The sequence below is a fragment of the Pseudomonas capeferrum genome (assembly GCF_000731675.1).
GTDB lineage: Bacteria > Pseudomonadota > Gammaproteobacteria > Pseudomonadales > Pseudomonadaceae > Aquipseudomonas > Aquipseudomonas capeferrum.
Genome location: NZ_JMIT01000003.1, coordinates 613279 through 630754, shown reverse-complemented (window position 1 = coordinate 630754; position 17476 = coordinate 613279). Strand labels below are relative to the sequence as shown.

Annotated in this window: 18 protein-coding genes and 1 other RNA gene; 11 read left to right on the top strand and 8 right to left on the bottom strand. The window is 64.6% G+C overall.

The genetic code is table 11. The annotated features are described in order from the left end of the window. Nucleotides 1–28: 28 nt before the first annotated feature. Nucleotides 29–478, bottom strand: coding sequence for an EVE domain-containing protein (locus PC358_RS20480; RefSeq protein ID WP_033702178.1), 450 nt, complete (start codon nucleotides 476–478; stop codon nucleotides 29–31). A 178-nt stretch (nucleotides 479–656) separates the two neighbouring features. On the opposite strand from PC358_RS20480, the gene PC358_RS27945 reads away from it, so the two are divergent. Further along, on the top strand, nucleotides 657–809 hold the full coding sequence (locus PC358_RS27945; protein ID WP_167334468.1) for a hypothetical protein: 153 nt from the start codon (nucleotides 657–659) through the stop codon (nucleotides 807–809). A 19-nt stretch (nucleotides 810–828) separates the two neighbouring features. On the opposite strand, the gene PC358_RS20475 is transcribed toward PC358_RS27945, so the two are convergent. The 4 genes from PC358_RS20475 to PC358_RS20465 all read right to left on the bottom strand — a co-directional run bounded on the left by PC358_RS20475 (nucleotide 829) and on the right by PC358_RS20465 (nucleotide 2203). Beyond that, the gene (locus PC358_RS20475) at nucleotides 829–1437 is read right to left on the bottom strand and encodes a 5-formyltetrahydrofolate cyclo-ligase (RefSeq protein ID WP_033702176.1); all 609 of its coding nucleotides are present in this window, start codon (nucleotides 1435–1437) and stop codon (nucleotides 829–831) included. A gap of 69 nt (nucleotides 1438–1506) precedes the next feature. Beyond that, nucleotides 1507–1686: non-coding RNA, 6S RNA (gene ssrS, locus PC358_RS27340), on the bottom strand. Nucleotides 1687–1703: 17 nt separating this feature from the next. Then, nucleotides 1704–2024, bottom strand: coding sequence for a cell division protein ZapA (locus PC358_RS20470; RefSeq protein ID WP_033702174.1), 321 nt, complete (start codon nucleotides 2022–2024; stop codon nucleotides 1704–1706). Then, nucleotides 2021–2203 (bottom strand): TIGR02449 family protein, encoded by a 183-nt coding sequence (locus PC358_RS20465; protein ID WP_033693939.1) that lies wholly within the window; start codon nucleotides 2201–2203, stop codon nucleotides 2021–2023. The genes PC358_RS20470 and PC358_RS20465 overlap by 4 nt, the downstream gene beginning before the upstream one ends. Nucleotides 2204–2384: 181 nt before the next feature. Here PC358_RS20465 and PC358_RS20460 point away from each other — a divergent pair, with 181 nt between their 5' ends. The 10 genes from PC358_RS20460 to gcvP all read left to right on the top strand — a co-directional run bounded on the left by PC358_RS20460 (nucleotide 2385) and on the right by gcvP (nucleotide 14741). After that, nucleotides 2385–2939 carry a YecA/YgfB family protein gene (locus PC358_RS20460; protein WP_033702172.1) on the top strand — a complete coding sequence of 185 codons (555 nt, stop codon included), beginning with the start codon at nucleotides 2385–2387 and terminating at the stop codon, nucleotides 2937–2939. Nucleotides 2940–2960: 21 nt separating this feature from the next. Then, nucleotides 2961–4295 (top strand): Xaa-Pro aminopeptidase, encoded by a 1335-nt coding sequence (gene pepP, locus PC358_RS20455; RefSeq protein WP_033702170.1) that lies wholly within the window; start codon nucleotides 2961–2963, stop codon nucleotides 4293–4295. Beyond that, nucleotides 4292–5491 carry a 2-octaprenyl-6-methoxyphenyl hydroxylase gene (gene ubiH, locus PC358_RS20450; RefSeq protein ID WP_033702168.1) on the top strand — a complete coding sequence of 400 codons (1200 nt, stop codon included), beginning with the start codon at nucleotides 4292–4294 and terminating at the stop codon, nucleotides 5489–5491. The genes pepP and ubiH overlap by 4 nt, the downstream gene beginning before the upstream one ends. Then, complete coding sequence (locus PC358_RS20445) at nucleotides 5488–5970, top strand: DUF4442 domain-containing protein (protein WP_033702166.1); 483 nt, start codon at nucleotides 5488–5490, stop codon at nucleotides 5968–5970. The genes ubiH and PC358_RS20445 overlap by 4 nt, the downstream gene beginning before the upstream one ends. A gap of 9 nt (nucleotides 5971–5979) precedes the next feature. Continuing rightward, complete coding sequence (locus tag PC358_RS20440; RefSeq protein ID WP_167334469.1) at nucleotides 5980–7197, top strand: 2-octaprenyl-3-methyl-6-methoxy-1,4-benzoquinol hydroxylase; 1218 nt, start codon at nucleotides 5980–5982, stop codon at nucleotides 7195–7197. A gap of 114 nt (nucleotides 7198–7311) precedes the next feature. Then, entirely contained in the window at nucleotides 7312–8313 is a 1002-nt protein-coding gene (locus tag PC358_RS20435) for an extracellular solute-binding protein (RefSeq protein WP_033702162.1), read from the top strand. A 160-nt stretch (nucleotides 8314–8473) separates the two neighbouring features. Continuing rightward, the gene (locus tag PC358_RS20430; RefSeq protein ID WP_033702160.1) at nucleotides 8474–10096 is read left to right on the top strand and encodes an ABC transporter permease; all 1623 of its coding nucleotides are present in this window, start codon (nucleotides 8474–8476) and stop codon (nucleotides 10094–10096) included. A gap of 123 nt (nucleotides 10097–10219) precedes the next feature. Beyond that, complete coding sequence (gene gcvT / locus PC358_RS20425; RefSeq protein ID WP_033702158.1) at nucleotides 10220–11302, top strand: glycine cleavage system aminomethyltransferase GcvT; 1083 nt, start codon at nucleotides 10220–10222, stop codon at nucleotides 11300–11302. Between the two features lie 51 nt (nucleotides 11303–11353). Continuing rightward, complete coding sequence (gcvH, locus tag PC358_RS20420; protein ID WP_033702156.1) at nucleotides 11354–11737, top strand: glycine cleavage system protein GcvH; 384 nt, start codon at nucleotides 11354–11356, stop codon at nucleotides 11735–11737. 130 nt (nucleotides 11738–11867) lie between these two features. Further along, nucleotides 11868–14741: an aminomethyl-transferring glycine dehydrogenase gene (gene gcvP / locus PC358_RS20415; RefSeq protein WP_033702154.1), complete on the top strand. Its 2874-nt coding sequence runs from the start codon at nucleotides 11868–11870 to the stop codon at nucleotides 14739–14741. Nucleotides 14742–14769: 28 nt separating this feature from the next. Here gcvP and PC358_RS20410 read toward each other — a convergent pair whose 3' ends face one another. The 3 genes from PC358_RS20410 to PC358_RS20400 form a co-directional block, all read right to left on the bottom strand. Further along, the gene (locus tag PC358_RS20410) at nucleotides 14770–15084 is read right to left on the bottom strand and encodes a DUF2388 domain-containing protein (protein ID WP_033702153.1); all 315 of its coding nucleotides are present in this window, start codon (nucleotides 15082–15084) and stop codon (nucleotides 14770–14772) included. 88 nt (nucleotides 15085–15172) lie between these two features. Further along, nucleotides 15173–16858, bottom strand: coding sequence for a GspE/PulE family protein (locus tag PC358_RS20405; RefSeq protein WP_033702151.1), 1686 nt, complete (start codon nucleotides 16856–16858; stop codon nucleotides 15173–15175). A 266-nt stretch (nucleotides 16859–17124) separates the two neighbouring features. Then, nucleotides 17125–17430: a hypothetical protein gene (locus PC358_RS20400; RefSeq protein ID WP_033702149.1), complete on the bottom strand. Its 306-nt coding sequence runs from the start codon at nucleotides 17428–17430 to the stop codon at nucleotides 17125–17127. Nucleotides 17431–17476: the final 46 nt, after the last annotated feature.

Below are 17476 nucleotides of genomic sequence, written 5' to 3'. Positions count from 1 at the left end.
GGTCAAACCCCATGACCATAGCGCACCTTCAGCTCAGCGCGACAATCGCCGCCCATTGCTCGGGGGTCACCGGCATCACCGACAGGCGGCTGCCTTTCTGTACCAGCGGCAGTTCGGCAAGGGCAGCCTGTTGCTTGAGCCAGCCCAGCTCCAGCACCTTGGGCAGGGTCTGCACGTGCGCCACATCTACGGCGCTCCACGGGTTTTTCTCGGCCGTGGCCTTGGGGTCGTGATAGGGGCTCTCTGGGTCCAGTGCGGTTGGGTCCGGGTAGGCTGCCCGCGTGATCCGCGCGATGCCGGCAATGCCCGGCTGCGGGCAGCTGGAATGGTAGAAGAAGAACGTGTCGCCCACGCTCATGGCCCGCAGGAAGTTGCGCGCCTGGTAATTGCGCACGCCGTCCCAGCGTGTTTCGCCCAGGCGGCCAAGGCCTTCGATCGAGAGCTCGTCGGGCTCGGATTTCATCAGCCAATAGGCCATGGATGCTGCTCCTGAAAAGGTTTGAAATAACCTGTTGCACGAAACCGACAGCCGGTTGGCGTCAATGTTTGCGTGTAGACGCAGGTTGTCGGAAAATGCGCCCCGTTTAAAGCGAGATGCGCTGGCGATACCCAGAAAATCGCCAAGCCGGAACAGTTTGCCTGGGGGGCAATCTTCGATGAATCAACGCAAAAAGCCGGATCTTCTGTGGATCCTGGTGTTCATTTTTGGCCTGGGTGTGGTCACTACCGGTTATGCGCAGGGGTTCTGGGAGCGCAAGCTGGATACCGCCTATCAGATGCCAGTCGACGCCAGCCAGCCACCACGTTGATGCCCTTCGCTGGCGCCGCTCAGCTCGGCGCCAGGTACCAGTCGCAGTCCGAGACCGTCCCCTGCAAGGGTACATCCCAGCTGGCCTGCGCCAGCCGCTCGACCTTCTGGCATTCATGCGCCAGCCCCAGCAGCAAGGGCTTTTTCCAGGTCTTGCGGCGCGCCTGGTAGGCCAGGCTGCGGTCATAGAACCCCCCGCCCATGCCCAGGCGCCCACCCACTTCATCGAAGCCCACCAGCGGCAGCAGGATCAGGTCCAGGGACCAGATCGGGCGTTGGCGTTTGCGGTCGGTCAGTGGCTCTGGAATACGGAAGCGGTTGCGCTTGAGTTTTTCACCCTGCTCGAAACGCTGAAACACCATGCGCGTGCGCGGCCAGGCGTGCAGTACCGGCAGGTAGGTGCGCTTGCCGCGTCGCTGGGCTTCGCGCAGTAGTAGGTATGGGTCTATTTCGCCGTCGTTGGGCAAGTACAAGGCGATGTGCCGGGCGCGGCGGAACAGCGGGTCTTGCGCCAACTGGCGGTACAGGCCGAGGGCGGCCTGGCGCTGCTGGGCAGGCGTCAGTGCGCGGCGGGCATTGCGCAGCAGGCGACGGAGCTGGGGGCGGGTAGGCGGCGCGGTGTCGGTCATGGCACGGGCGTTCCCAGTTGTCGCTACTGGTGTGGAGTCTGCCCGCAGCAAATGCAGGCAAGAGAAATAAGGCTCCCCGATAGGACCGCTATCGGTGTAGCCCTTGAACCCGAAAGTTCAAGGTGGAGATTGCAGGGGGCGTTAAGGCTTTCCGTCGAGCGGACATGCACACCGGCCCCAGCGTGCAACCCCCGTGGTTGTGCGTATCGGCTCAGGGACATAACCGACTGGCGCATCCCCCAGGGAGTGGCGCCAGTATACCAATCTCAGCCGATTTTGGTATCCGTGTCGTCGGACAAAGCCTTATCGACCCGATCCAGCAGCTCGCGCACCTGTTCGCGGTTGGTGCCAGCGGCGGGTGCATCGGTACGCTCTTCCTGGCGGTGCAGCATCTCGTGGGTAATGTTCAACGCCGCCATCACCGCGATGCGGTCGGCACCAATCACCTTGCCGCTGCTGCGGATCTCGCGCATCTTGCCGTCCAGGTAGCGCGCCGCGCTGACCAGGTTGTTGCGCTCTTCCGGCGGGCAGATGATCGAGTATTCCTTGTCGAGGATCTGCACGGTGACGCTATTGCTTGAACTCATGAGTCTTGCTCCAGAGCCTTGAGGCGTAAAATCATCGACTCGACCTTGCGCCTTGCGATCTCGTTCTTTTCGATGAGGTGGGCGCGCTCTTCGCGCCAGGACTTTTCCTGAGCTACTAGGAGTGCATTTTGCCGTTTTAGTTGCTCGACACGTTCGATCAGCAACTCGAATCGGCTCATCAGCGCTTGCAGGTCGTTCTCTTGCGTGGGTTGCACTCGAATCGCTCCGTCGTTCAGTCACCTGGCGATGATGCCTCTCCCTGGCCCGCGACGGCCAGTGCCGATGGTCTTGGCGCGCCTGCCGGTGCTAGGATACAAGGTCTCCATTCTAGTCATTGCGCCGTCTGGCGCCTAGTTGCCCATGCCCAATACCCAATCGCCCTACATCGCCTTCGCCATGCTGCTTTCCAGCAATGGCCACCCTGTCACTCCTGCCGAGCTGCACGGCTTGCTGGTCGGGCGCAGTTGCGCCGGTGCCGGCTTCGATGCCGACGCCTGGCTGGCCGACGCCGCCCAACTGCTGGAAAACGAACCCGGTGATACTGTCCGCAATGCCCTGATCGGCCTGCAGGAGATGGTCAAGGGCGAGCTGACCAGCGATGACATGGCCATCGTCCTGCTGCTGCCCACCGATGACGCCGCGCTGGCCGACCGCGCTGCGGCGCTGGGCCAGTGGTGCCAGGGCTTCATCACCGGCTTCGGCCTGAACGCAGGTGGCAAGGAGCTTTCCACCGAGGCCAAGGACGTGCTGCAGGACCTGGTTGCCATCTCGCAGGTGCAAGAAGCCCTCGAAGAGTCTGAAGACGGCGAGAGCGACTACATGGAAGTCATGGAATACCTGCGCGTAGCGCCGCTGCTGCTGTTCTCCGAGCTGGCCAAGCCGGCCGCACCCGCGTCCAAGCCATCGTTGCACTGATCAACCGGGGGTAGTCTGCCCATGAGCCACATTCCCAAGGCCGAGTATGCCCGTCGGCGCAAGGCGCTGATGGCGCAGATGGTCCCCAATAGCATCGCCATCCTGCCCGCCGCCGCAGTTGCCATTCGCAACCGCGACGTCGAGCACGTGTACCGCCAGGACAGCGACTTCCAGTACCTCAGCGGCTTCCCGGAGCCTGAGGCTGTCATCGCGCTTATCCCCGGCCGGGAACATGGCGAGTACGTGCTGTTCTGCCGCGAGCGCAACCCCGAGCGCGAGCAATGGGAAGGGCTGCGCGCCGGCCAGGAAGGTGCGGTGCGTGATTTCGGCGCCGACGATGCCTTCCCGATCACCGACATCGACGAGATCCTGCCGGGCCTTATCGAAGGCCGCGAGCGGGTCTACAGCGCCATGGGCAGCAACCCCGAGTTCGACCGCCGGCTGATGGACTGGATCAACGTGATCCGCTCCAAGGCGCGCCTTGGTGCCCAGCCGCCGAACGAGTTCGTTGCGCTGGATCATCTGCTGCATGACATGCGCCTGTATAAATCGGCGGCGGAAGTGAAAGTGATGCGCGCTGCCGCAGAAATTTCCGCTCGCGCCCACGTGCGTGCCATGCAGGCATGCCGGGCCGGGCTGCACGAGTACAGCCTGGAAGCCGAGCTGGATTACGAGTTCCGCAAGGGCGGGGCGAAAATGCCGGCCTACGGCTCGATCGTCGCCGCCGGGCGCAATGGCTGCATCCTGCACTATCAGCAGAACGACGCCCCGCTCAAGGATGGCGACCTGGTGTTGATCGATGCGGGCTGCGAAATCGACTGCTATGCCAGCGACATCACCCGCACATTCCCGGTCAGCGGGCGTTTCTCGCCCGAGCAGAAGGCCATCTACGAGCTGGTGCTCAAGGCCCAGGCTGCGGCCTTCGCCGAAATCGCCCCCGGCAAGCACTGGAACCACGCCCACGAGGCGACCGTGCAGGTCATCACCGAGGGCCTGGTGGCACTGGGGCTGCTCAAGGGCGATGTGCAGGGGCTGATCGAAAGCGAAGCCTACCGCGCCTTCTACATGCACCGCGCCGGGCACTGGCTGGGCATGGATGTGCACGATGTGGGCGAGTACAAGGTGGGCGGTCAGTGGCGCGTGCTGGAGCCCGGCATGGCGCTGACCGTCGAGCCGGGCATCTACATTGCCGCCGACAACCAGGCGGTGGCGAAGAAGTGGCGCGGCATCGGCATAAGGATCGAGGACGACGTGGTAGTGACCAGGCAAGGCTGTGAAATTCTGACCTCCGGCGTGCCGCGCACGGTCACCGAGATCGAGGCGCTGATGCAGGCTGCGCGCAAGGACGCGGCATGAATCGAGTAAACCTGGCGATCATCGGCGGCGGCCTGGTCGGCGCGAGCCTGGCCTTGGCCCTGCAAGCCGGGGCCAAGGCGCGCGGCTGGAAGATCCTGCTGATCGAGCCGTTCGCGCCTGGCGACAACTTCCAGCCCAGCTACGATGCGCGCTCCTCGGCGCTGTCGTTTGGCACACAACAGATCTACCAGCACTTGGGGCTGTGGCAGGCCATCGGCCAACGCGCCGAACCGATCCGGCAGATTCAGGTATCCGACCGCGGCCGGTTCGGCGCCACGCGCCTGGATGCCGTCGAGGAGGGCGTGCCAGCGCTCGGCTACGTGGTCGAGAACGCCTGGCTTGGCCAGTGCCTGTGGCAGGGGCTCGACAGTGACGTGGTGAGCTGGCGTTGCCCCGCCGAGGTGCGGGCAATGCACGCCATCGAAGGCGGTTACCGTCTGCAGCTGGATGACGACACCAGCCTGGACTGCGACCTGGCGGTGCTGGCCGATGGCGGCCGCTCCGGCCTGCGTGAGCAACTGGGCATTCATGTGCGCCGCACGCCCTATGAGCAAAGCGCCTTGATCGCCAACATCACGCCTGGCGAGGCCCATCGCGGCCAGGCGTTCGAGCGCTTCACCGAGGCAGGCCCGATGGCGCTGCTGCCGTTGCCGGAAAACCGCTGTGCGTTGGTCTGGACCCGTCAGGGCATGGACGCGCAGCGGCTGGCCGAAATCGATGAGCGCAGCTTCCTGCGCGAGCTGCAGGACGCCTTCGGCTATCGCCTCGGCGCATTGCGCCAGGTGGGGGCAAGGCATCTGTACCCGCTGGCATTGGTCGAAGCCGACGAGCAGGTACGCCCGCACCTGGTGGTGCTGGGCAACGCCGCGCACAGCCTGCACCCCATTGCCGGCCAGGGCTTCAACCTGTCGCTGCGTGACGTTCAGGCACTGGCCGAAGCGCTGCTGGCGGGCCCGCAGCAACCCGGAGACCTGGCTACCTTGCGCGTCTATCACCAGCGTCAGCGCCTGGATCAGGCCCTGACCATCGGCTTTTCCGACCAGGTTACGCGCCTGTTCGGCAGCAACCAGCCGTTGTTGGCCGCAGGGCGCAACATCGGCCTGCTCGGCCTCGACCTGTTGCCCCCGGCGAAAAGCTGGTTTGCCCGCCAGGCCATGGGCCTGGGTACGCGCCCCGACCCGCGAGGCCAGGCATGAGCAATCCGCGCAGGCTGGCGCGCCGGGCCCGTATGTTGCGCTGGTTGTTGAACCTCTACCCACCGTACCTGGGCGCCGGTATCCGTGTGCAGCACATCAGCCCGGACATGCGCAGCGTCAAGGTATGCATGAAGCTCACGCGCTGGAACCGCAATTACGTCGGTACCCAGTTCGGCGGCAGCCTCTACTCGATGGTCGATCCGTTCTACATGTTGCTGCTGATCGAGCAGTTGGGGCGTGAATACATCGTCTGGGACAAGGCGGCGAGCATCGATTTCATCTCGCCGGGCAAAGGCCCGGTGTACGCCGAGTTCCACCTCGATGACGCCCTGCTGGACGAGATCCGCCAGCAGACCGCCACCGGCAAGAAGTGCCTGCCGCGTTTGCAGGTGGATATCCGCGACGCTGCCGGCGAGCTGGTGGCGCGGGTCGACAAAACCCTATACGTGCGGCTCAAGCCGCAAGCGAGGCAGGCGTAAGGCATGGAAATGCGCGCAGATCTGTTGATTGTCGGTGCCGGTATGGTCGGCAGCGCCCTGGCCTTGGCGTTGCGCCACAGTGGCCTGGACATTCTCCTGCTCGACGGCAGCCCGCTGTCGGTCAAACCCTACGATAACGAGGCCGCGTTCGAGCCGCGTGTCAGTGCCCTGTCGGCGGCCAGCCAGCGCATTCTCGAGCGCCTTGGCGCCTGGGACGGTATCGCCCGGCGGCGGGCCACGCCGTACACCGACATGCACGTGTGGGATGGCAGCGGCACGGGCCAGATCCACTTCTCGGCGGCCAGCGTGCACGCTCAGGTACTCGGCCACATTGTCGAGAACCGGGTGGTGCAGGATGGCCTGCTGGAGCGTCTGCATGACAGCGACATCGGCTTGCTGCCCAATGCGCGGCTGGAGCAACTGCGCCGCTCCGGTGACGAATGGCTGCTGACCCTGGCCGACGGCCGCCAGCTGCGTGCGCCGTTGGTGGTGGCGGCTGATGGCGCCAACTCGGCGGTGCGCCGCCTGACCGGTTGCGAAACCCGCGAGTGGGACTACCTGCATCACGCCATCGTCACCAGCGTACGTTGCAGCGCGGGGCACCAGTCCACGGCCTGGCAGCGCTTCACCGACGACGGCCCGCTGGCGTTCCTGCCGCTGACGCGCGATGGCCAGCAGGACTGGTGCTCGATTGTCTGGTCGACCACGCCGGAGCATGCCGAGCAGTTGATGGCGCTGGATGAGCCGGCCTTCCTCAAGGCCCTGGAACGGGCCTTCGAGGGGCGCCTGGGTGAAGTCCTGCAGGCAGACCCGCGCGTCTGCGTGCCGCTGCGCCAGCGCCACGCCAAGCGCTATGTGGATGAAGGGCTGGCTTTGATTGGCGATGCCGCGCACACCATTCACCCGTTGGCTGGCCAGGGCGTCAACCTGGGCTTCCTCGACGCCGCTGTGCTGGCCGAGGTGCTGGTCAATGCCTGCGAGCGAGGCGAACGGCTGGCGGATGTGAAGGTGCTGAGCCGCTATGAGCGGCGGCGCATGCCGCACAACCTGGGGCTGATGGCGGCGATGGAGGGTTTCGAGCGGCTGTTCCAGGCCAACCCACTGCCGTTGCGCTGGTTGCGTAACAGTGGCTTGAAGCTGGTGGAGCAGATGCCGGAGGCCAAGGCGTTGTTCGTGCGCCAGGCACTGGGGTTGAGCGGGGACCTGCCGGCGTTGGCCAGGCCTTGAGCCTACGGGTCCGCCTTGCGGCCCCTGCAACATCCGGTAACGGCTCCAAGGGTGAGTGACAAAATGGGATTCACTACCATTTGCGCCTCTCATACGATCCGAGGAGTGCTTTCCATGTTGCCACGCAAGCCCCTACTGGCCGCCCTGGCCCTGACCCTGTTCGGCGGCACTGCCCAGGCAGCTGAGGAAGTGGTGGTGTACTCCTCGCGCATCGACGAGCTGATCAAGCCGGTGTTCGATGCTTACACCGCCAAGACCGGGGTCAAGATCAAGTTCATCACCGACAAGGAAGCCCCGTTGATGCAACGCATCAAGGCCGAGGGCGAGAACGGTGTGGCCGACCTGCTGCTGACCGTCGATGCCGGTAACCTCTGGCAGGCCGAACAGATGGGCATCCTGCAGCCGATCAAGTCCGACATCATCGACCAGAACATCCCGGCGCAGTACCGTGCCTCGTCCCATGACTGGACCGGCCTGAGCCTGCGCGCCCGGACCATCATCTATGCCACCGACCGGGTCAAACCCGAACAGCTGAGCACCTACGAAGCCCTGGCCGACAAGCAGTGGGAAGGCCGCCTGTGCCTGCGCACCGCGAAGAAGGTCTACAACCAGTCGCTGACCGCCACACTGATCGAGAACCACGGCGAGGCGAAGACCGAAGAGATCGTCAAAGGCTGGGTCAACAACCTGTCCACCGACGTGTTCTCCGATGACAACGCCGTGATCCAGGCCATCGAGGCCGGCCAGTGCGATGTGGGCGTGGTCAACACTTACTACTACGGGCGCCTGCACAAGCAAAACCCCGCGTTGCCGGTGAAGATCTTCTGGCCCAACCAGGGTGACCGTGGCGTACACGTGAACCTGTCGGGCATCGGCCTGACCAAGCATGCTCCGCACCCAGAGGCTGCGAAAAAGCTGGTCGAGTGGATGACCGGCGAAGACGCGCAGAAGCTGTTCGCCGACATCAACCAGGAGTTCCCGGCCAACCCGAAGGTCAAACCGTCGGACGAGGTTGCAGCCTGGGGCAGCTTCAAAGCTGACAGCATTCCGGTCGAGATCGCGGGCAAGCGCCAGGCAGAAGCGATTCGGTTGATGGACCGGGCTGGCTGGAACTAAGCGCCAGGCTTTATCCTTGCGGGGCCTGCAAGGGCCCTTTCGCGGGGCAAGCCCGCTCCCACAGGTGCAGCGCAGCCCAAGCGGCGGCACCGTACCTGTAGGAGCGGGTTTACCCGCGAACGACCGCGCAGCGGTCGCCATCGCCTTCGAGACTTGAGCCTTGCCCCACACCCCCCAACGCCGCTGGTACCTCCCGGTCGCCCTGATCGCTGCCCTGGTGCTCCTGCCCCTGAGCGTCCTGTTGCTGTCGTGGCAGTCGATCGACCAGCAGATCTGGTCGCACCTGCTCGACACCCAGATGAGCCGCCTGCTCGGCAACACCCTGACCCTGGTGCTGGGCGTAGGCATCGGCGTCACTGTCCTGGGTGTCAGCCTGGCCTGGCTCACCAGCCTCTGCGAATTCCCCGGCCGGCGCTGGCTGGACTGGGCGCTGATGCTGCCGTTCGCCATCCCCGCCTACGTGCTGGCATTCGTCTTCGTCGGCCTGCTGGACTTTGCCGGCCCCGTGCAAAGCGCCTTGCGTGAAGCCTTCGGGCCGATGCGCCTGCCCCGCGTACGCTCCACGGGTGGAGTGGTCATCGTGTTGGTGCTGGTGTTCTACCCCTATGTCTACCTGCTTGCGCGCACGGCCTTTCTGGCGCAGGGCCGGGGCCTGATGGAGGCGGCCCGGGTACTGGGGCTGTCGCCGCTGCAGGCGTTCTGGCGCGTGGCGTTGCCCATGGCGCGCCCGGCCATCGGTGCCGGTATCGCCCTGGCGTTGATGGAAACCCTGGCCGATTTCGGTGCAGTGGCAGTGTTCAATTTCGATACCTTCACCACGGCCATCTACAAGACCTGGTACGGCTTCTTCAGCCTGTCCAGCGCCGCGCAGTTGGCCAGCCTGCTGCTGTTGGCGGTGATGCTGGTGCTCTACGGCGAGCGCCGTGCGCGCGGCGCCAGCCGTACCGGCAACGAGCGGCCGCGTGGGCAAGCGCTCTATCACCTGCGCGGGGCAAAGGCGCTGCTGGCCAGCGGCTGGTGCCTGCTGGTGTTCGCCTGCGCCTTCGTCATACCGCTGCTGCAATTGCTGGTGTGGTTCTGGCAGCGCGGGCGGCATGACCTGGACGATCGCTATGTCGGCCTGGTGCTGCACACCTTGTACCTGGGCGGCATGGCGGCATTGATCACGGTGAGCGTGGCGCTGCTGCTGGCATTTGCCCGACGCCAGGCGCCGACGGCTGGCATCCGCGCTGGGGTCGGCCTGGCCAACCTTGGTTATGCCTTGCCAGGCTCAGTGCTGGCGGTGTCGATCATGCTGGCCTTCAGTTACCTCGATAACCAACTGGTGGTGCCGCTCTCCACGTGGCTGGGCGGCGCTGGCAAGCCCTTGCTGCTGGGTAGCCTCGCGGCCTTGCTGCTGGCCTACCTGGTGCGCTTCATCGCCGTGGCCTACGGGCCGCTGGAAGGCAGCCTGGAGCGTATCCGGCCCTCGTTGCCTGAAGCGTCGCGCAGCCTGGGCGTCGGCGGCGTGGGATTGTTTTTCAGGGTGTATCTGCCGTTGTTGGTGCCCGGTGCACTGAGTGCGGCCCTGCTGGTATTCGTCGATGTGTTGAAGGAAATGCCGGCTACCTTGCTGATGCGTCCGTTCGGCTGGGACACCTTGGCGGTACGGGTGTTCGAGATGACCAGCGAGGGGGAGTGGGCGCGCGCCTCGCTGCCTGCCTTGACCCTGGTACTGGTGGGGCTGCTGCCGGTCATCGGGCTGATCCGCCGTTCGGCTCGGCGCCCCGGTCACAGACACTAAGGGTGCCAGCCTGCGCCCATGCGGCTACAATGCGCGGCATTCGCGCGGCGGGTCCTACAAGAAGAGCTGACGACACAACGTCATCGACCGCCGCCGCTTCGCCACGCCCGGAAGGAGAAACCCATGGGACAGCGCACGCTTCTGTATGACCTGCACCTGGCGCTCGGCGCCAAGACGGTCGATTTTGGCGGCTGGGACATGCCCCTGCACTATGGCTCGCAAGTCGAGGAGCACCATCAGGTGCGCAGTGACTGCGGGGTCTTCGATGTCTCTCACATGACCGTCATTGACGTCACGGGCCGTGATGCCTTTGCCTGGTTGCAGCGTTTGCTGGCCAACGACGTCGCACGTCTCGCGGGTATTGGCAAGGCGCTGTACAGCCCACTGCTGAACGCGCAGGGCGGGGTTATCGACGACCTTATCGCCTACCGTACCGAAGGCGGCTATCGCCTGGTGACCAACGCCGCCACCCGCGAAAAGGTGCTTGGCTGGCTGCATGCGCAGCGTGCAGGCTTCGAGGTGGATGTTCAGGTTCGCCCGGACCTCGCCATCCTCGCCATCCAAGGCCCCCACGCCCGTGAAAAGGTGGCCGCCTTGCTGAGCCCCTCGCGCGCCGCGCTGATCCGCGAGCTGCGCCCGTTCGAAGGTATCGCCGAAGGCGACTGGTTCATTGCCCGTACCGGTTATACCGGTGAGGACGGCCTGGAGATTATCCTCCCGGGTGACCAGGCCGTGGCCTTCTTCAACGACCTGGTGGGGGCCGGCATCGCCCCCAGTGGCCTGGGCGCCCGCGATACCCTGCGTCTGGAAGCCGGCATGAACCTCTACGGCCAGGACATCGACGAAGCCCACACCCCGCTGACCTCCAACCTGGGCTGGAGCATCGCCTGGGAGCCGGCTGCGCGCGAATTCATCGGCCGCACTGGCCTGTTGGCGGAAATCGAGCAGGGTGTGAAGGAAAAACTGGTTGGCCTGGTGCTGGAAGAACGCGGCGTTCTGCGTGCCCATCAGGTGGTTCGTGTTACCGGTATTGGCGAAGGTGAGATCACCAGTGGTAGTTTCTCTCCTACGCTGAGCAAATCCATTGCCCTGGCGCGTGTACCCATGGCTACCGGCGACCGCGCCGAGGTCGAGATTCGCGGCAAGTGGTACCCGGTGCGGGTGGTCAAACCGACCTTCGTGCGCCACGGCAAAATCCTGATTTGAACAATTATTAACCGGCGGGCCGACCGCTGAGCCAATCGAGGAATTCAAGACATGAGCAATATCCCCGCCGATCTGCGTTTTGCCGAAAGCCACGAGTGGGCGCGCCTGGAAAGCGACGGCACAGTGACCGTTGGCATCAGCGACCATGCACAGGAAGCCTTGGGTGACGTCGTGTTCGTCGAACTGGCGGAAGTCGGCAAGGTGTTTGCCCAAGGCGATGCCGCAGGCGTGGTCGAATCGGTTAAGGCGGCTTCCGACATCTACGCCCCGATCGCTGGCGAAGTGATCGCGGTCAACGACGCGCTGGCAGACAATCCGGAGCTGTTGAACGCAGAACCTTATGGGGCGTGGATCTTCAAACTGCAGCCAAGCGACAAAGCTGAACTGGACAAGCTGCTGGATGCTGCGGCTTATCAGGCTGCGATCGGCGAGTAACTGATCAAGCCGGGGGGCGCAATGCGCCGCCCGGCAATGGTGCGGCAAAAGCAAGTTTCTCCGCACAATCGGCAATCCTTCCTAGACTTATAAGTCTCCATGAGGCCTGGTCTAGGAAGAGAGCGTCGTCATGTCCCAGTCGCCGTCCCTGCATCAACTGCAAGAGCTCAACCCTTTCCTGCGTCGCCACCTTGGCCCCGATGCCTCGGAGCAGCAGGCCATGCTCAGCGCGCTGGGTGTTGCCAGCCGCAGCGAGCTGATCGAGCAGACGGTCCCGCCAGGGATCCGCCTCAATCGCCCACTCGACCTGCCGCCGGCCCTGGATGAACAGGCCGCACTGGCCAAGCTCGCCGGTTACGCCGAGCAGAATCAGGTCTGGACCAGCCTCATCGGCATGGGCTACCACGGCACCGTCACGCCAACTATCATCCTGCGCAACGTGCTGGAAAACCCAGGCTGGTACACCGCCTATACGCCTTATCAGCCAGAAATCGCCCAAGGCCGGCTGGAAGCCCTGCTCAACTTTCAGCAGATGGTCATCGACCTGACCGGCCTGGCCCTGGCCAACGCCTCGCTGCTCGACGAAGCCACCGCCGCCGCCGAGGCGATGGCCTTGGCCAAGCGCGTGGCACGTAACAAGAGCAACGCCTTCTTCGCCGACGAGCACTGCCACCCGCAAACCCTCTCGGTACTGAAAACCCGCGCCGAGGGGTTCGGTTTCGAGCTGATCGTCGACGCTGTGGATAACCTGGCCAAGCACTCGGTATTCGGCGCTTTGCTGCAATACCCGGACACCCATGGCGAGGTGCGCGACCTGCGCCCATTGATCGACCAGCTGCACAGCCAGCAAGCCTTGGCCTGCGTTGCCGCCGACCTGCTCAGCCTGGTGGTGCTGGCGCCGCCCGGTGAGCTGGGCGCCGATGTGGTGCTGGGCTCGACCCAGCGCTTTGGCGTACCGATGGGCTACGGCGGGCCACACGCGGCCTATTTTGCCTGCCGTGACGACTTCAAGCGGGCCATGCCGGGGCGCATCATCGGTGTGTCACGCGATGCCCGTGGCAATACCGCGCTGCGCATGGCCCTGCAGACCCGCGAGCAGCACATCCGCCGTGAGAAGGCCAACTCCAACATCTGCACGGCCCAGGTACTGCTGGCCAATATCGCCGGCTTCTATGCCGTCTACCATGGCCCAGAGGGCTTGCAGCGCATTGCCCAGCGCGTGCATCGGCTGACCTTTATCCTGGCGGCCGGCCTGGAAGCCAAGGGCATCAAGCGGCTCAACCAGCATTTTTTCGACACCCTGACGCTGGAGGTGGGCGGCGCGCAGGCGGCGATCATCGAAAGTGCCGAGCACGCGCAGATCAACCTGCGCATCCTCGGGCGTGGGCACCTGGGCGTGAGCCTGGACGAAACCTGCAGCGAACAGACCGTGTTGCGCCTGTTCGATGTTTTCCTGGGGGTCGACCACGGCCTGGACATCGCGACGCTCGACCAACTGGCGCTGCCCGAAGGCATACCAGCGGGGCTGGTGCGGCGCACGCCGTTCCTCGCGCACCCGGTCTTCAACTTGCACCACAGTGAAACCGAGATGCTGCGCTACCTCAAGCAGCTGGAAAACAAAGACCTGGCGCTGAACCAGTCGATGATCCCGCTGGGCTCCTGCACCATGAAGCTCAACGCCACCAGCGAGATGATCCCCATCACCTGGCCCGGCTTCGCCCAGCTTCATCCCTTTGCGCCTGCTGCCCAGGCGGTTGGCTACAAAGCGATGATCGACGAGCTGGAGAGCTGGTTGTGCGCGATCACGGGCTTTGACGCCATTTGCATGCAGCCCAACTCCGGGGCCCAGGGCGAATACGCCGGCCTCATGGCCATCACCCGCTACCACCGCAGCCGCCATCAGCCGCAGCGTACGCTGTGCCTGATTCCGTCCTCGGCCCACGGCACCAACCCGGCCTCGGCGCAAATGGCCGGCATGGACGTGGTGATCGTCGATTGCGACGAAGACGGCAACGTCGACCTCACGGACCTCAAGGTCAAGGCCCAGGCGGCAGGGGATCGGTTGTCCTGCCTGATGGTCACCTACCCCTCGACCCATGGGGTGTACGAAGAGGGTATCCGCGAAATCTGCGACGTGGTGCACCAGCACGGTGGCCAGGTGTACATGGACGGTGCCAACCTCAATGCCCAGGTCGGCCTGGCACGGCCCGCAGACATCGGCGCCGACGTCTCGCACATGAACCTGCACAAGACCTTCTGCATCCCCCATGGCGGCGGCGGCCCCGGCATGGGCCCGATCGGCATCCGCGCCCACCTCAAGCCCTTTGTCGCCAGCCACCCGGTGGTGCCGGTACCCGGCCTGGACCCGAACAACAGCGCGGTCAGTGCCGCGCCCTGGGGCAGTGCGAGCATTCTGCCGATCAGCTGGATGTACATCGCCATGATGGGCCCGCAACTGGCCGATGCCAGCGAGGTGGCGATACTCTCGGCCAACTACCTGGCCAGCCAGCTTGCCGGGGCGTTCCCGGTGCTCTACCGCGGGCGTAACCAGCGTGTGGCCCACGAATGCATCCTCGACCTGCGCCCGCTCAAGGCACAGACCGGCATCAGTGAGGAGGACGTGGCCAAACGTTTGATGGACTACGGCTTCCATGCCCCGACCATGTCATTCCCGGTACCGGGCACGCTGATGGTCGAGCCGACCGAGAGTGAGTCCAAGGCCGAGCTGGACCGTTTCGTCGAGGCGATGCTGGCGATCCGTGCAGAAATCGCCCAGGTGCAGGAGGGCAACTGGCCGGCCGAAGACAACCCGCTCAAGCATGCGCCGCACACCTTGGCCGATGTGTTGGCAGCGTGGAACAGGCCGTACAGCCTGGAGCAGGGCATCGCCCCCAGTGCTCACGTACGCCAGCACAAGTATTGGCCAGCGGTGAACCGGGTCGACAATGTGTATGGAGACAGGAACTTGTTCTGCGCGTGTGTGCCGGTGGAGGCTTATCGCTGAGTTTCGGGGGGCTTGGCCCCCCGATTATTTACTCGGCTACTGCGTTCTTGGCCAGAATGGCATTGGCCAGTTCCATGTCGCTGGCTTGCATGCCTGGGTTTTCGGTGCGCACCTGGCGCAGCGCAGACTCCAGGAACGGCCCACGAATGGCGCCTTCGCTGGCCACGAAGCTGCCAGCGTCTTCCTGCGCGGCCAGTACCAGCTTGTGATCCTTGGAGGTCAGGTAGGTGGACGCGGTGGTCGCACCCGAAGAAATCACGTTACGCCAGAAGGTATCGGCCATGGCGGAGCCCATTGGCAGCGAAAGCAAGGCAGCGGTCGCGATGGCGGTTTTGAGACGCATGTTGAAACACCTCGAAGGGTGAGGGTTGAAGATGCGCGGTTTGATCGTGGCAAAGGAGGCAAGTTCCTTGAATACAAGGGATTTTCGCTCAGGAGCAGGCCCGTAGCACTTCCTCTGCGCGGGTCAGCCCGCAGGCCACTTTCGCCTCCCCGCAGCGGCGCAGGTCCAGCAAGCCTTCCGTCAGTGCCTGGCGCCGCAAGTGTGCAAGGTCGGTGTGCGGGCCTATCTGCGCGCGCAAGTTTTCGCTGGGTATCAACAGTTCGAACAGGCCCGTGCGACCGTGAAATCCGGTACCACGACAGGTACGGCAGGGCTGGCCGCTGGCCGCCGAGGCACAACCCTGGCAATCGCCGCAAAGGGTACGAATCAGCCGTTGCGCCATGACCCCGATCAGCGTTGCCTTGATCAGGTAGTCGGCTACGCCCAGTTCCTGCAGGCGGGTGATCGCAGCGCAGGCATCGTTGGTGTGCAGGGTCGACAGCACCAGGTGCCCGGTGAGGGCTGCCTGTACGGCCACCAGGGCGGTTTCACGGTCACGGATCTCGCCGATCATGATGATGTCCGGGTCCTGGCGCAGCATCGCCCGCACGCCGTTGGCGAAGCACAGGCCCAGGGCCGGCTGCACTTGCAACTGGTTGAACGCCGGTTCCAGCCGTTCGATCGGGTCTTCGATGGTGCACAGGTTGATTTGCGGGGTGGCCAGCAGTTTGAGGCTGGCGTAGAGCGTGCTGGTCTTGCCGGAACCGGTGGGGCCCGTTACCAGGATGATGCCTTGGCGGTGGCGCAGCAGCGCCCGCCATTGCTCCAGCTGCTGCCCTTCGAGGCCCAGGCGGTCGAAGCCTTCATGCAGTTGTTGCGGGTCGAACAGGCGCAACACCAGTTTTTCGCCAAACGGCGTCGGTAGGGTCGACAGGCGCAGCTCCACCTCGCCGCCGCCCGGCAGGCGGCTTTGCAGGCGACCGTCTTGTGGCCGGCGTTTCTCCGCTACATCCATACGCCCCAGGTGTTTGAGGCGGCTGACCAGCGCCAGGGTCACGCCTGCGGGAAAGGCGTAGACGGTGTGCAGCAGGCCGTCTATGCGGTACCGCAGTTGCCCCTGTTCGCGGCGGGGCTCCAGGTGGATATCGCTGGCGCGTTGTTCGAGGGCGTACTGCAGCAGCCAGTCGACGATGTGCACGATATGCGCATCGTCGGCATTGGCCTCGGCCTGGCGTTTGCCCAGTTCCAGCAGGTGTTCGAGCTCCCCCAGGCTGGCCGGCTGCTGGTGTTGCGCACCCTGTACCGACTGGGCCAGGCGCAAGAACGATTGCCCCAGCTGGCGGATCTGCAACGGGCTTGCCAGCACCCGACGAATCGGCCTGCCGAGGCTGCGGGCCAGGTCTGCCTGCCAGTCATCCTGATAAGGCTGGGCGCTGGCCACGGTGACGGCCGAGGCGTCGGCGGCCACGACGAGGATGCCATGGCGCTGGGCGAACGCCGGGGAGATCAGCCCGCTGACCTGGGACATGTCCAGTTGCATCGGGTCGATGCGCACAAAGGGCTGGCCGACCTTATCGGCCAGCCACTGACAGAGGCGGTCCAAGTCCAGCGGCTGGCCGGGGTGCATGCGGTCTTCAAGACCAGGGCCGGCGATCAGTTCCAGTGGGTGGCAGGCCGGGCGTGCGGCGGCCTGCTCAAGTACCAGCAGGGTGTCGCTGGCGTCCAGGTGCTGCTCGGTCAGCAGAGCCTGGAGCAGGCGGTTGAGGTCGAGTGCTTGCTTGCCGGGGGTATGCATGTTGGCGTCCTTGCCAGGTGGGGAGTCCTGATGAAGGCTAGCCGGGTGCGGTGAGCTGTCTGCTGGCAAAGGGTTTCGGGATCTTGCTGTCGCCGATAACCCGTCAGCTATCCCATCCCCTTCGCATCCAGATGTTCACGCAGTTCGTTGAAATGATCCCCAACTGTCTGTACCAGGTAGCTCCAGAACGCCGGGTTTTCGACTGTTTGAGTAACCACTTGCATGGGCGATCCGTTGAGAGCGTATTGGGCAGGACAGCAGTCCATTCAGACCACCGCCAGCTCCACGCGCGCAAGGTTCGCCAGGCTCACGTCACCCACGCACACCAGGTTGCGCAATTTTTGCGCAATGACCTCGGCCCGGTGCCAGCTCAGCCCGCCAATGCCGATTTCGATATCGAGCCAGTCCTCCTGTTGGCTGACCTGCACGTGGTGCGGGGTCAGAAACTGCAAGGCAAACAGGTTGAGCACCCGGCACAGGCTGTCGGGCTCGGCCTCGGCCTGCAGGCGGTAGTGCACGGTGCTGTGGGCGTTGCTGGCGGCCCAGGCGTCGGTACGTGGCAGTGCGTTCATGCTGGTCTCCGCGAATGTGGGAGAAATTCTTGCACGTTGCGGCGGG

Excerpts from the sequence above, each read along its gene's own strand:
- PC358_RS20480 (WP_033702178.1), bottom strand. The coding sequence starts at position 478 with ATGGCCTATTGGCTGATGAAATCCGAGCCCGACGAGCTCTCGATCGAA.
- PC358_RS27945 (WP_167334468.1), top strand. The coding sequence starts at position 657 with ATGAATCAACGCAAAAAGCCGGATCTTCTGTGGATCCTGGTGTTCATT.
- PC358_RS20475 (WP_033702176.1), bottom strand. The coding sequence starts at position 1,437 with ATGACCGACACCGCGCCGCCTACCCGCCCCCAGCTCCGTCGCCTGCTG.
- PC358_RS20470 (WP_033702174.1), bottom strand. The coding sequence starts at position 2,024 with ATGAGTTCAAGCAATAGCGTCACCGTGCAGATCCTCGACAAGGAATAC.
- PC358_RS20465 (WP_033693939.1), bottom strand. The coding sequence starts at position 2,203 with ATGAGCCGATTCGAGTTGCTGATCGAACGTGTCGAGCAACTAAAACGG.
- PC358_RS20460 (WP_033702172.1), top strand. The coding sequence starts at position 2,385 with ATGCCCAATACCCAATCGCCCTACATCGCCTTCGCCATGCTGCTTTCC.
- pepP (WP_033702170.1), top strand. The coding sequence starts at position 2,961 with ATGAGCCACATTCCCAAGGCCGAGTATGCCCGTCGGCGCAAGGCGCTG.
- ubiH (WP_033702168.1), top strand. The coding sequence starts at position 4,292 with ATGAATCGAGTAAACCTGGCGATCATCGGCGGCGGCCTGGTCGGCGCG.
- PC358_RS20445 (WP_033702166.1), top strand. The coding sequence starts at position 5,488 with ATGAGCAATCCGCGCAGGCTGGCGCGCCGGGCCCGTATGTTGCGCTGG.
- PC358_RS20440 (WP_167334469.1), top strand. The coding sequence starts at position 5,980 with ATGCGCGCAGATCTGTTGATTGTCGGTGCCGGTATGGTCGGCAGCGCC.
- PC358_RS20435 (WP_033702162.1), top strand. The coding sequence starts at position 7,312 with ATGTTGCCACGCAAGCCCCTACTGGCCGCCCTGGCCCTGACCCTGTTC.
- gcvT (WP_033702158.1), top strand. The coding sequence starts at position 10,220 with ATGGGACAGCGCACGCTTCTGTATGACCTGCACCTGGCGCTCGGCGCC.
- gcvH (WP_033702156.1), top strand. The coding sequence starts at position 11,354 with ATGAGCAATATCCCCGCCGATCTGCGTTTTGCCGAAAGCCACGAGTGG.
- gcvP (WP_033702154.1), top strand. The coding sequence starts at position 11,868 with ATGTCCCAGTCGCCGTCCCTGCATCAACTGCAAGAGCTCAACCCTTTC.
- PC358_RS20410 (WP_033702153.1), bottom strand. The coding sequence starts at position 15,084 with ATGCGTCTCAAAACCGCCATCGCGACCGCTGCCTTGCTTTCGCTGCCA.
- PC358_RS20405 (WP_033702151.1), bottom strand. The coding sequence starts at position 16,858 with ATGCATACCCCCGGCAAGCAAGCACTCGACCTCAACCGCCTGCTCCAG.
- PC358_RS20400 (WP_033702149.1), bottom strand. The coding sequence starts at position 17,430 with ATGAACGCACTGCCACGTACCGACGCCTGGGCCGCCAGCAACGCCCAC.